The 13,226-nt window shown below is 37.0% G+C and carries 10 protein-coding genes, 2 rRNA genes and 1 pseudogene; 6 read left to right on the forward strand and 7 right to left on the reverse strand.

What is annotated here, in order from left to right; translation table 11 throughout:
• Nucleotides 1–99: 99 nt before the first annotated feature.
• Both Cyrtocomes_RS02990 and Cyrtocomes_RS02995 read right to left on the reverse strand, forming a co-directional pair.
• Nucleotides 100–2,289: a hypothetical protein gene (locus Cyrtocomes_RS02990; RefSeq protein WP_322497727.1), complete on the reverse strand. Its 2,190-nt coding sequence runs from the start codon at nucleotides 2,287–2,289 to the stop codon at nucleotides 100–102.
• Between the two features lie 175 nt (nucleotides 2,290–2,464).
• Entirely contained in the window at nucleotides 2,465–2,809 is a 345-nt protein-coding gene (locus tag Cyrtocomes_RS02995; RefSeq protein ID WP_322497728.1) for a HesB/IscA family protein, read from the reverse strand.
• Between the two features lie 190 nt (nucleotides 2,810–2,999).
• On the opposite strand from Cyrtocomes_RS02995, the gene rpsM reads away from it, so the two are divergent.
• From rpsM to rplQ, 4 genes are read left to right on the forward strand one after another with little or no spacing between them, the layout of a single operon-like run.
• Nucleotides 3,000–3,374, forward strand: coding sequence for a 30S ribosomal protein S13 (gene rpsM / locus Cyrtocomes_RS03000; protein WP_322497735.1), 375 nt, complete (start codon nucleotides 3,000–3,002; stop codon nucleotides 3,372–3,374).
• A gap of 30 nt (nucleotides 3,375–3,404) precedes the next feature.
• Entirely contained in the window at nucleotides 3,405–3,791 is a 387-nt protein-coding gene (gene rpsK, locus Cyrtocomes_RS03005; RefSeq protein WP_322497729.1) for a 30S ribosomal protein S11, read from the forward strand.
• A 31-nt stretch (nucleotides 3,792–3,822) separates the two neighbouring features.
• On the forward strand, nucleotides 3,823–4,893 hold the full coding sequence (locus Cyrtocomes_RS03010; protein ID WP_322497730.1) for a DNA-directed RNA polymerase subunit alpha: 1,071 nt from the start codon (nucleotides 3,823–3,825) through the stop codon (nucleotides 4,891–4,893).
• A 6-nt stretch (nucleotides 4,894–4,899) separates the two neighbouring features.
• Nucleotides 4,900–5,256 carry a 50S ribosomal protein L17 gene (gene rplQ, locus Cyrtocomes_RS03015; RefSeq protein ID WP_322497731.1) on the forward strand — a complete coding sequence of 119 codons (357 nt, stop codon included), beginning with the start codon at nucleotides 4,900–4,902 and terminating at the stop codon, nucleotides 5,254–5,256.
• Between the two features lie 1,058 nt (nucleotides 5,257–6,314).
• On the opposite strand, the gene Cyrtocomes_RS03020 is transcribed toward rplQ, so the two are convergent.
• Both Cyrtocomes_RS03020 and Cyrtocomes_RS06130 read right to left on the reverse strand, forming a co-directional pair.
• Nucleotides 6,315–6,863: a disulfide bond formation protein B gene (locus tag Cyrtocomes_RS03020; RefSeq protein WP_322497732.1), complete on the reverse strand. Its 549-nt coding sequence runs from the start codon at nucleotides 6,861–6,863 to the stop codon at nucleotides 6,315–6,317.
• A 41-nt stretch (nucleotides 6,864–6,904) separates the two neighbouring features.
• Nucleotides 6,905–7,048: a DUF5993 family protein gene (locus Cyrtocomes_RS06130; RefSeq protein WP_410519695.1), complete on the reverse strand. Its 144-nt coding sequence runs from the start codon at nucleotides 7,046–7,048 to the stop codon at nucleotides 6,905–6,907.
• A gap of 1,547 nt (nucleotides 7,049–8,595) precedes the next feature.
• Between Cyrtocomes_RS06130 and Cyrtocomes_RS03025 the strand changes: the two genes are divergently transcribed.
• Together Cyrtocomes_RS03025 and rrf are read left to right on the forward strand one after the other, a co-directional pair.
• A 23S ribosomal RNA gene (locus tag Cyrtocomes_RS03025) occupies nucleotides 8,596–11,369 on the forward strand.
• 117 nt (nucleotides 11,370–11,486) lie between these two features.
• Nucleotides 11,487–11,600 (forward strand): 5S ribosomal RNA (rrf, locus tag Cyrtocomes_RS03030).
• Nucleotides 11,601–11,774: 174 nt separating this feature from the next.
• On the opposite strand, the pseudogene Cyrtocomes_RS03035 reads toward rrf, so the two are convergent.
• The 3 genes and pseudogenes from Cyrtocomes_RS03035 to Cyrtocomes_RS03045 all read right to left on the reverse strand — a co-directional run.
• Nucleotides 11,775–11,885 (reverse strand): annotated as a pseudogene (locus tag Cyrtocomes_RS03035) (IS5/IS1182 family transposase); the annotation flags it as partial.
• A gap of 113 nt (nucleotides 11,886–11,998) precedes the next feature.
• Complete coding sequence (locus tag Cyrtocomes_RS03040) at nucleotides 11,999–12,130, reverse strand: hypothetical protein (RefSeq protein ID WP_322497733.1); 132 nt, start codon at nucleotides 12,128–12,130, stop codon at nucleotides 11,999–12,001.
• Between the two features lie 152 nt (nucleotides 12,131–12,282).
• On the reverse strand, nucleotides 12,283–12,468 hold the full coding sequence (locus tag Cyrtocomes_RS03045) for a hypothetical protein (RefSeq protein WP_322497734.1): 186 nt from the start codon (nucleotides 12,466–12,468) through the stop codon (nucleotides 12,283–12,285).
• Nucleotides 12,469–13,226 lie beyond the last annotated feature (758 nt).

A 13,226-nucleotide genomic window follows, 5' to 3' on the forward strand; every position in this document is an offset into this window, starting at 1 on the left:
AAACCCATTCATTGAACGTTTTAATGTCGATCGGAAACAACCTTTTATCCATCTAAATACCATATTTATCGCCTCCAATATAATATTGCATCTTTTCCATTATTTGGCAAAACCTTTGTTAACAGTGCCTAGGCATTCTTGCAGCGTGGTTCTGAGCTCATTCAGTTTATCAAGGATTGTTTGTTGTTCTGACATCCTTTTTAAGTCATCCAATTTTCTATCAATTTCTAAAGTTATGTGCTCTATATATTCAATAGAACTTGCTACCTTGTCTATATCTTGGCCTTTGAGTTTACACATATTTAGAAGGTATCTGGTAATGTAATCAGCAGCAGCAAGATCACTTGCGGGTGATCTTTCCCTGCTTAATGCGGTGACTCTTGGGCTACTAGGTGCTTCATTAAGAGTTGCTACAATATGTTGCATATCCGTTTTTTTGTTTTTTATATATTTTTCAGGATCTTGTTTAAATGCTTCGAAATTTTCACTAGTCATATTGGCTATTTTAATTAAATAGTCTGGATTTTTTTGTAAATAAGGTATGAGTTGTTCATCCATGAGCCTTTCGCGCAGGTTAGCAATGTTTTGTTTTGCTAATTCGTGGGCAATTTTAGGGTTTTGTGCCAGAATTTCTGCTACTTTTATAATTTCAAGCAGTTGGCCAAGTTTTTTGCAATCATCTTGTGTTATGTATTTAACCATATCGCTATATGAAATTGGCTGATGATTGAGATCGAGATATGCTGCTGCAACTAGTAAATTTTCTGCATGCTTAGCAAAGTAAAAGAGCCCTTCTTTTAGAGTGCGATTCACATTAGGTGTGCTGCGATGAAACATCGAGCTTACGCGACCTAGCTGCAATTGCTTTTGTAACAAAGAATCCAATATGTGAGGATGTCTATTCATAAGATCGTATAAACTCTGATTTTCAAATAGCTGAAGCATGTTTTTATATTCGTGCTCACCATATTTTGATAATTTCTCTATAAACTTAGGATGTTTTGCTACAAATTGTTTTACTTTATCATTTCTTTCTATCCTATTTATAAAATTCTTGAACTTGTATTTACCTAGAGCAAATAGGCTAGTTGCCAGTTGAAATTTTATAGAATTTGAAGTAGCTAATTTTGATAATTCTACAACTAATGGGTGTCTTAGATTTGAATTTTTCTCGCTTAATAATACGTTTTTATATTCAATCTTGTTTATAAGCTCCACCCATTTATTTATGAGTTCTTTATCACTCGTTATATCAAATATCTCAAAAATTGTGCATACAAGCGGCATAAATGCTTCGCTGAAAGATTCTTGATTTTTTATGGCCCATTTCATTACTTCTTCTCTTACTTCTTGTGTTAGTAGCTCAAATAATTTTTTATTTACTTTGGTATTTAATACGGAAGATAAAAGTACTATGAAATTGTTCTGTGTGCATGTATATGCGGATTCCATAGAAATAATTTTCACTATCTCTGGGTATGATTTTAATAGCTGGGTATATTTTTGAAAAGAAGCTAAATTTGTTCTTGCATTTATAATTATGATTTTTGCAAGCATTGGATTCTTTGTCATAATATCCCATATTATTGGTTCTTTTAAGTCGCTTTCTATAGCTGTGCAAACGGTTCTATTAAGATCTAAAAAATATTTAGTAAAAAGATCATTTTTAATAAAAGCTTTTACTAGTTGGTAAGATTTTGGAAAAAGTGTTTCATTCGCATAACTCAGTGTTTGTGTGTTATGTTGCTGCTGTTGTACACCGATAACTTGAGTGAGTTTCTTTGGGTCTATTGTTTTAGTTGGTTGTTTTTTAACGCCTAGAGGCATATTACTATCGCGATTTTTGGTTACTAATTGAAGTGCTTTTTCTTTGTTCCATCTTTTTGTTATTTGTTCAATATAATCCTTATCATGATCTTTTTTGAGCTCTTTTATTGTTTCTTTGATAAATAAATCTATTGATTCGATTATATATTCTCTGAAAGCGCCGTATGTGAGGTCGTCTATATATTCATTCAGCCTAAGCTCATTAATAAACCTCCTGGGCTCCAGTAGCATTTTGGATAATGTTCTAAAGTATGGGTGGTTATTTATTAGTCCTTCATAGTCTTTTGTGCTATATTCGCTAAAAAATAAGGCAAGATCATCGCATAGTTTGATCAGTTCATCTTCCTTTAGTTCGATCCCAAATTCTTGTGATAATGTCGTTCCTATTTGGGCCAAGAGCTCTTCTTTCGTATCTTCTTGTGATAGTGTCGTTCCTATTTTGTCCGAGAGGTCTTTTTTCATATCTGAAAAAGTGTTGAATCCGTATTGGTGCTATTTTTTAGCAAAGTTATATTAAAGCCAATGGTAATAATATAATTAGGTGATATATGATTTTTGCGTTTTTTAAATTTAAGCAGAGGGTATCCTCTTCCATTTGTTTTCGAACATATATGGTTTGAATGGTCCCTAGACTTTCTTAATTTGCGCTCTTTGTAGAGAAAGATTTACCGCATCCGCATTGTGAGATAGCGTTTGGGTTGGTAAAAATAAAACTCGAGGAAAATTTATCGCCTGTGTAATCCATAACTGTACCTAATATATGCATCACAGCGCTAGGTTCTATGAATATGGAAATATCTGCGCATACTACCTTTTCATACTTAGGGTCATGTTCATACATATAAGCAAATTCGTAGGAAAGTCCTGAGCAGCCTCCGGATTTCACCCCAACTTTTAGGCCTATAGCTTTTTCATCTTTTGCTAAGAGCTCTCTTACTTTTTTTATTGCCAAATCAGAAAGAGATATAATTGAAGATTTCATACGATGTAAAAACAAACATCCAATTTTGGCGCGGCATAATTTGGGCCTATGGTAAAGAATGCATACTAGATTGTCCAGTTGTTCATGATAATTTTATTGACCATTACCAAAATCTTATATTTTGAATCCTTGACTTTTTCATAAAACGGGATAAAACACTCTGCTCGTTTGATTTTTGCTTGTATTCATAGTGGCTCGTATCGCTGGCGTTAATGTGCCTACATATAAAAAGCTTTGGGTGGCCCTAACATACGTATATGGGATAGGTAACTTTAAGTCTATGTCAATATGTAAAGATGCTGAGCTTGATCCTGAAAGAAGAGTAAGTACCTTAAGTGAAGTTGAGGTAGGTAGGCTTAGATCTGTTATTGGCGCCAAGCATGTGGTTGAAGGAGATTTGAGGAGGATTGTCTCTTCCTCTATAGCGGCGCTAAAAGATAATGGTTCTTATAGAGGATCTAGGCATATCAAGGGGCTTCCTATGAGTTCGAGGACTAGAACTAATGCTAGGACTAGAAGGGGGAAGAGGATCGCTATAGCAGGTAAAAAGGTTGCTCCAAAATGACGAATAATTCGATTGTGAATTTTTATTGCAATGAAATCTAAAAATAAAAAGGTAACTGATAAGAAAAAGCGCTCTGTTATTTCGGGTGTGTTTCATATAATGTCAACTTTTAATAATTCGATAATCACGGTGACTGATCTGAATGGGGATGTAGTTGCCTGGTCTTCTTCTGGGCAGAGTAATTTTAAAGGTTCTAGAAAATCTACGCCATATGCTGCGAGAGTTGCGGCTGAAGATGCTGCTAAAAAGGCTGTTGGGCTTGGGATGAAGACTGCTTCTGTTGTTTTAAGGGGGCCTGGTATGGCTAGAGAGTCTGCAGTTAGGGCTCTTTCTTCGTATCTTGTTATAACATCTATACAGGACTGTACTGGTGTTCCGTATAACGGATGTAGGCCGCCTAATAGGCGTCGTGTGTGATATATAAATGTAAGTTTGTACTGTTCATTTTATGCTGGAAATTAATGAAGGCACTATCGATTCTATAGTGCCATCTGTGGTTGTGAGATCTCCATCCTATTATCTTGATAAGATGGATGGTGATTCTGCTGTGTTCAAGTTGGAGCCATTACCTTCCGGCCTTGGATATACTATAGGTAACGCAATGAGAAGGGTGATGTTTTCTTCCTTGAAGGGGTGTGCGGTGACTGCAATAAAGTTTGATAGTTTGGCGCATGAGTTTTCCTCTATACAGGGTATAAAGGAGGATGTCACATCCATGATCTTGAATTTGAAAAAAGTCGTAGTATCATCCGTTCATGATGAGAAGAAGTTAAAGTTGGAGTGTTCAAATAATACAAACGAAATAGTTAGAGTTACTGCTGGAATGATTAGTTGTCCTGCTGGTGTTGATGTAATAAACAAAGATTTTACTATATGTCACATAGGGCCTAAGGCTGTTTTAGAGTTGGAGATATTGGTGTCTTCTGGTTTTGGATACGTCTCTGCGAGCTCTAATGTACGTTTAGCTAGTAATCTTGGTGTTGGTGCTATTCCGCTTGATGCTACATTTTGTCCTGTGAAGAGGGTCTCTTTTAGTGTTGATAGGAGTCGGATTGGTGCGGATACGGAATTTGATAAGCTTACCCTTGTTGTGGAGACTAATGGGTCTGTGCAGCATGACAGGGTTTTAGATACCGCAGCCACTGTTTTGCGTGATCATTTATCTGTGTTTTTACTTAACTTGCCATTGGCAAGTATCGAGTTGTCAAAAGAAAAATCTGAGGCTGATATGCCGCATGTAGATGTGGCTTTGTTATCTAAGTTATGTGTAAAGATAGATGATTTAGAGCTTTCTGTAAGATCTAATAATTGTCTAAAAAATGCTAATATTACTTATGTTGGCGATATAGTTATTAAAGATGAATCTAAGCTTCTTCAAACCCCTAACTTTGGGAGGAAATCCTTAAATGAAATAAAGGAGGTTCTTTCGTCAATGGGTTTATGTTTAGGGATGTCGCTTCCTTGTGAGTGGCCGCTGGAGGACATTGAGGATATGATAAAGAAGTATGTTAATAAATAGGTTATTATGAGGCACAAAATAAAAGGTAGGAAATTTTCTAGGGGTACTGCACATAGGTTATCTATGCTTATGAATCTTACTAAGTCGCTAATTCTACATGGAAATATAGAGACGACCCTATATAAGGCAAAGGATCTGAGGCCCGTGGTTGAAAAAATTATTACCTTAGCTAGAAATGATACTCTTGCTGCAAGGAGGAGGGCTATTTCGTTTTTTAGAGGTGATATGGATATTGTGAAAACATTATTTTCCCAGGTTGCGCCAATCTTTATTAATAGGCCTGGTGGATATACGAGTATAGTAAGGACAGGATATAGACAAGGTGATTCTGCTCCAATGGCAATTATCAGATTTGTGCAATGATTTATTATCCTTATTTATACGTGTCCCCTATATTGTATTATTAAAAAGTAATATAGGGGGAAATCTAGAGGATATGATAATCTTTTGTTTTACTATTAAACTTAATTTAATAGTCCCATTCAATAGTGAAATTATTCAACTAAAGCCCCATATTCAAGAATGAAATGACTTAACTAAAGTAGTCTCAGATTTTGCAAAATAATGCTTGTAGCAATTTCCCATAAAACTTGATAATGATCGCTGCAGCTCATATTTCTCCTCTGTTGTTCCTCTAAAGCCATTAGTAGAGATAAGTTAAAATCTCTCACGTATAGAAAGTTATATTTCGAAATCAGTAGCATTATTTCTGTCCATCTCAACAGAAAGCCAGGTTTTGTTAGTTTTTTTGACAATAAGTAAAAATCCCATCTAATTCTATATTCTTTATATCATCAGGAGCTTTAGCTTCGTTTAGGGTATATCTTGTCATAGTGGATGATCTTCTAGCGCGCTTAAATAATTCGAGAGATTCTTTCTAATTGCCAATTGAGCAATTACTTATTTATTATAAAAAACCGTGCCTATGTAGGGTTTGCTATTGGCCGAAACAGGAATATTTGCATCTTAAGTGAGTAGACGCCGAGATTTTAGAACCTATTTCGATATGGTGACCAGGATAAGCTTTTATTATATATCGATGAAAGTATGATGCTTACTCGAAGTATAAATCAGGGCAGTGCAGATGTATAGAATAACTTTAATCCTTATTAAAAAACATAAGAATGGTTAAATTCAGTATTTTCCTGATATTTGCTAATTTTTCGTGATATAATGCTACTTTGTAGCGATAGCTTTTCACAAAATTTCAATTAAATAGCTATCCATCACTACCTAAATTAGCACTAAGGTATAACAAAGCCAGAAGCATCTTGGGCCAACATTCCTTCATAAGATATTACTTTGCTAGATTTGGTCGCAAAACAAGGTTATGGATATGAAGCTTTCTAGTTTTGTGTTTCAACAAAAACTTGTCACTCTTAGTTGTTATTTAGCAATACAATGTTGCGCAATATCTTGCTTCAGTGTGAGGGTAGGTATTGGTAATTTACAGGATCATCTGGGCATCCAGTAATGCCGCATCCTAAGAAGGTCATTATAACATTTGTGATGCACAATAGTATAAAAACATCATAGATAAAATTTTGAATCTTAGTTATAAATTTTGCTGCAATGTATTTCGTTAGATTTATTCTATCTAATAGCGGCGCTATGGCTAATATGATAATTAATGAAAAAGATAGGATTGCAGACCAAGTATAGAAATGTAATCCAAAAAACAATGTGCCATAACCCTTATCATTTGGTAGTATGTGCAAAAAAACCTGCCTTAATCCTACAGCCAATGTAAACAAACTTGAGATCAAAATAATCACAAGATGTCTAAAAGTACCATGGGATCTAAGCCCTATAATTGCTCCATATGCTATAGCTAGAAGCCCAAAACGCTGCAGTAGACATAATGGACATGGTATCTCATGATATAAAAACTGAAACAACAATGCAATCACGTTAGAGACAATTGCGCTAAGCGCAATAAGCAATAGTGCGTTAAGATTTTTTTTTACCATATTATCGTAGCCATATTATGTATAGCCATATTATTTTTATCTTAAAAAGATAGATTTAATTGATCGGTTGTGTGGTATACAAACCAAAATATCCCAGTAGCAAAACTTGTATAAAAAAAGAAGAAAGAAAATCTTTCATTTTTAATTAATGCGGATAAAGACAAAAAGAGAAAAACAAAAACCATCACCACTACCTTTTAACCCATACTCTAATTAAGGTAATATAAATACATTTAAGTTGTCAATGATACAGAGCTTTGTTGAGCGGTATGTTATTGATAAACAAATAATTGATCCGTAGGTTATATCTGATATAATGGAATCATTATTGGTTGTTGCAAAGGTTGTGGTGGTGAAGTGTCCGATGGTTTGCAAAGGTATAAATCCAAGACTCGAGTGTTATAATGTATAGGAGGCAATAATTGTTTATTAAAATGTAATAAAATAGAGTAATTGATCATATCAATTACCTTGAAAGGCATATTGTGTTGCTGCCGAACATTGCTAAAAGATGTTTTGAATTTTTTGATTATACAAAAGGCTGTCTTTGTTACAATATACCTTGTATTTAGTGCAATATCCATCAATCTCCATGATTTTATGTTTAGGTTTAATCCTTAAAGCTATGCTGAATATCCGTTAAAATTTCTTTTGGTTATTGCTTCAAAATCAATAATTTCATTCCTTAGTATATCAACGGCAAGCCGGCTTTATTAGTTTTTTTGGCAAACTATCTTAAGAATTTGCACATCTTTTAAATTTTTTGTAATATTATTCACATTATTATGGATGATCTTTGTATAATCTCTGATCCAATCTATTATTGAAGGCGTCATTTTCCATTCTAAATATCGGCCCATATAAATAATACTTTATTAAATCATGCTTCGCTCTAGAATCTTTTTCTCAAAAAGTTCTATTACATTCTTTGTAGCTATGCTCTATACAATCCCGTCTTTAATAATATTATTACATCCACAATGCTTACATATTAACACGTTCTTTTCTCTTTAAGCTTTGAAAAACCACTTGTAACAAAAATATACCAATTTGACTATAATTATCCAATACTACCTTAATAGAGTTAGGTGATCTAATTTTGTGGTTCTTTGCGTGGCGGTGAGCTCCGTATCGGGTGTTGAGTTTTGCATGATATATAAATAATATGGCGTGTGAAATTATAATTATTCTTGCGTGCAATTGAATAACTTATTTATATGGCCATCATCTATAGTTTCCTTTTGTTAGATAATTTGCATAGCATATGGCGCTATATGCATAGTATTATTTATTGATGTGATGCATATAATCCGCAGATTGCAGTGTATATCATCATTTGCGTTACCCTATTGTATGTCCGAGGCCGGAATGGCTCAAACTTGAAAACGGCAGAACAACCATATATGTGCATTCAATATAATTAGGCTGTGAAGTGAAAAGAAAGTAATAGATATTTTGGGATTTTTAATTGCTTGCTCGGGCACATAGTAAGGGTTTTGTTTATTAATCTAGATATCAGGTTGAAAACTTAAAATGCTAATAATAACAAATTTATAGTTGTTCTTAAATTTGTTGTTGACAGCTTCCGGATGTGAATGTATAAACTCGGACCTCAGCTGATTCGTCAGCTGCTTCTTTTGAGATTGTGAATAAAATAGTTTAATAAATCTGAGAGATGATTGGTAGATATGCTTAGTTCTGTAAGTGAGCTAGCTTAGCTTCAATCAGCATCATTTAAGTATAATAAGAGCATTTGGTGGATGCCTTGGCAATAGGAGGCGATGAAGGACGTGGCAGGCTGCGATAAGCTGTGGGGAGATGTCAACAATCTTTGATCCGCAGATTTCCGAATGGGAGAACCCACCGGCTTTTGCCGGTACGCCTTTATGAATAAAATAGTAAAGGTGAGCGAACCTGGGGAACTGAAATATCTAAGTACCCAGAGGAAAGGACATCAACAGAGACTCCGTTAGTAGTGACGAGCGAAAGCGGACCAGGCCAATGCTCTAAAGAACAAAACCAGAATGTCTTGGAAAAGACAGCAATAAAGCGTGATAGCCGCGTATGGGTAAAGTGTTCTTTAGAGATTCGAGTAAGGCGAGGCACGTGAAACCTTGTCTGAACGTGGGGGGACCACCCTCCAAGCCTAAGTACTACCTATTGACCGATAGTGGACGAGTACTGTGAAGGAAAGGTGAAAAGAACCCCTATAAGGGGAGTGAAATAGACCCTGAAACCAAATGCTTACAAGCAGTCGGAGCTTTTTAAAGTCTTTAGGGGCTTTAAATTGTGACGGCGTACCTCTTGTATAATGAGTCAGCGAGTTAATGTATGCAGCAAGGTTAAGCCGTTAGGTGTAGCCGTAGCGAAAGCGAGTTTTAATAGAGCGAATTAGTTGTATGTATTAGACCCGAAACCGGGTGATCTATCCATGAGCAGGCTGAAGTTGGAGTAAAATTCAATGGAGGGCCGAACCAGTCAATGTTGCAATATTGTTGGATGACTTGTGGATAGGGGTGAAAGGCCAATCAAACCCGGAGATAGCTGGTTCTCCGCGAAATCTATTTAGGTAGAGCGTTGTTTATTCTTCATTAGGGGTAGAGCACTGAATAGGCTAGGGGCGCCCAAAGCGCTACCAAACCTAATCAAACTCCGAATACTAATGTGTATAGAACAGCAGCCAGGCTGTGGGTGCTAAGATCCATAGCCGAGAGGGGAAGAGCCCAGACCGCCATCTAAGGTCCCTAAGACATAGTTAAGTGTGAAAGGATGTGAAAACGCCATGACAGCTAGGAGGTTGGCTTAGAAGCAGCCATCCTTTAAAGAAAGCGTAACAGCTCACTAGTCTAAACAAGCGATTTTGCGCCTAAAATATAACGGGGCTAAACTATGCACCGAAGTTGCGGGCTTCTTTTATTTTTTAAAAGGAGCGGTAGCGGAGCGTTGTGTAAGTCTGTGAAGGTGTATCGTAAGGTATGCTGGAGATATCACAAGTGAGAATGCTGACATGAGTAACGTAAAGGAATGTGAGAAACATTCCCGCCGAAAGCCCAAGGTTTCCTACGTAAAGTTAATCTGCGTGGGGTTAGCCGACCCCTAAGGCAAGGCCGAGAGGCGTAGTCGATGGGAATCACGTTAATATTCGTGAGCCTGCTGAAAGTGACGAAGGTCGAAAGTTGTAGTTGGTTATTGGATTCTAACTGCAGCCTGGAACTTCCTGGAAATAGCTTCAGCAATAAGGTCGTACCAAAACCGACACTGGTGGGCTGGTAGAGTATACCAAGGCGTAGAGAGAATGATGTTGAAGGAACTAGACAAATTGCATCTGTAACTTCGGGATAAAGATGGCCATTGCTTAGGTAACTAGGCGGTGGTGGCACATACCAGGGAGTGGCGACTGTTTATCTAAAACACAGGGCTTTGCAAACTCCGTAAGAGGAAGTATAAGGCCTGACGCCTGCCCAGTGCTGGAAGGTTAATGTGAGATGTGCAAGCTTCGAGCTGAAGCCCCAGTAAACGGCGGCCGTAACTGTGACGGTCCTAAGGTAGCGAAATTCCTTGTCGGGTAAGTTCCGACGCGCATGAATGGCGTAACGACTGCTCCATTGTCTCCAACATCAACTCAGTGAAATTGAATTCTCAGTGAAAATGCTGAGTACACGCGGTTAGACGGAAAGACCCCGTGAACCTTTACTATAGCTTTGCATTGGCAACAGAAACAGGATGTGTAGGATAGGTGGGAGGCGATGAAGCAGAAGCGCTAGCTTTTGTGGAGCCAACCTTGAAATACCACCCTTCTTGTTTTTGTTGTCTAACCAAGGGCCGTGAATCCGGTTCTGAGACAGTGCATGGTGGGTAGTTTGGCTGGGGCGGCCGCCTCCTAAAGAGTAACGGAGGCGCGCGAAGGTAGGCTCAGGCTGGTTGGAAATCAGCCGTCGAGTGCAATGGCAAAAGCCTGCCTAACTGCAAGATTGACAAATCGAGCAGAGACGAAAGTCGGTCATAGTGATCTGGTGGTTCTGTGTGGAAGGGCCATCACTCAACGGATAAAAGGTACTCCGGGGATAACAGGCTGATGAACTCCAAGAGTCCATATCGACGAGTTCGTTTGGCACCTCGATGTCGGCTCATCGCATCCTGGGGCTGGAGAAGGTCCCAAGGGTTTGGCTGTTCGCCAATTAAAGCGGTACGCGAGCTGGGTTCAGAACGTCGTGAGACAGTTCGGTCCCTATCTGCCGTGTGTGTAAGGAAAATTGAGAGGGCCTGACCTTAGTACGAGAGGACCAGGTTGGACGTACCTATGGTGTACCAGTTGTTCTGCCAAGTGCAACGCTGGGTAGCTAAGTACGGAAGGGATAACCGCTGAAAGCATCTAAGCGGGAAGCCTGCCTCAAAACTAGTTTTCCCTATCAGTGCCGTGGAAGACTACCACGTTGATAGGCTGGGTGTGTAAGTAGAGCAATCTATTGAGCTAACCAGTACTAATAGCACGATTGACTTTAATTTTGCTTTTTGTAGCTTTGCTGCTTGCCTGCAGTGCTAAGCACTTCTATTTCGTTTCTGATTTATTATTCTATTTTTCACGATTTCTTTAAGTTGGTTAGCTACCCTTAAGAGATCTGGCCTGGTGACCATAGAGAGAGAAAAACACCTGAACCCATTCCGAACTCAGAAGTTAAGGCTCTCATCGCCGATGGTACTGCACTTTTTGTGTGGGAGAGTAGGTTATTGCCAGGTCTGATCTCTTAAGGTATAGTTATACCTATTATTAATAGCTTTTTTGGTAAGAATATTGTATTGGCAAAGTTACTGCCATATCTAATTCTTTCTATTAAGAATCAATTTTTAAGGTAATCACTTCTGTATTTCGAGATTGTCTGTTGTTTTCGCTCAGTTTTTATCGAGTCTCTAATGTGGGTGAACCTTTACATGGCTTGCGTTTATCATTATCCATACGTAATCTGAAACATTAATCAATTTTTCCAGCAGCTGCATTCCTTTATCACTCCATCTAATAAAACGATATTAGCCTCAATTGTCATGCATAGAGATATAGCGCTAAATCTCTGAACCTCCATATAGTCATCCTGAGCATGCATTTAGAGTGAAAATTCTAGGCCTAAATTGAATAAAACCTATACAAATTGAGCCCACATTTCATTAGGGGTTTTGTAGCCCAATACTTTTCTTGGCAAATTATTCAAAGTATCAGCAGCTTTGTCAAGCATTGCCTGAGTAATAGTTGTAATATCAATGCTTTTAGGCAAAATCCTATGCAGCATACAATTCATTTTTCAATAAGAGCTTTTTGCATTGGCTTATATGCATCATAAAAATATGTGTTAAATCCTAACATCTATATGCCCTACAAACTCTTTATCCATAGTAAAAATCTTTCTAAATTTCTTTTATAGCTCCTTCATCTTTTTATAAAACCAGCAGTAACACTACATTTAGAACGGTTTTTCACCCAAAATATTTTTTGGCTTAACTTATCGACCATACAGCCAATATTGCCGCTTTTGTTGCCTTTATGAAAGGTCAAATCTCCTTCAAAATGTCCTATTTCTACTTTCTGTGTAGCTATTACATCTCTTTTACGCACAGATGTTCTAGATAGAATTGTTACCCTTGCTATCCTTCTTCCTCCGGTTTGTCTACCTAATCTTATTGTTGTAAGATATTAATGAAGTCTCAATTTCTTTGTAATTGGAGAGGTATATATAAATTGATATATACTCCTAATCTTATGTGCACTATTTTCCATTTTTAATCTCCCTGCTATAGCATCGGGTGACCAACTATCATTTTTCAATTTATCAAATGACATACTCTTTAAGGGCATGCTTCTTCTCAATTCTTAGCCCATCTGCTTCATGTAATCTTGCTTCATATTTTTTCTGAGCAACACAAGGCATATACACACTATTACCTTTATTCCTATTAATCTCGGTGTAGATTCCACTATGGGCTCTTTTTAGCTCTTTTGTAATTGATCTATATGTTTGTATCTCTCATCCTCTTAATCTCATACCTTTCTTCTACACTAAAATGTCTAAATTTCCTCATACAAAACCATATTAAAAATATTTCGATTTATTTTTAATAAGTTTTGTTCAATTTGCTTCTGGGATTTTCAGGAAACGTTACTCTAAATTCATGCTCAGGATGACTATATGGAGGTTTAGAGATTTGGCGCTATATATCTATGCATGACAATGTAAAAAAGAGGAAGTGCACATTAAAAACACAAGTTATTGTTTATAGGCACTGTTAACAAAGGTTTTGCCAAATAATGGAAAAGATGCAATATTATATTGGAGGCGATAAATATGGTATTTAGATGGATAAAAGGTTGTTTCC

This window comes from Candidatus Cyrtobacter comes (assembly GCF_034470605.1).
Classification (GTDB): domain Bacteria; phylum Pseudomonadota; class Alphaproteobacteria; order Rickettsiales; family Midichloriaceae; genus Cyrtobacter; species Cyrtobacter comes.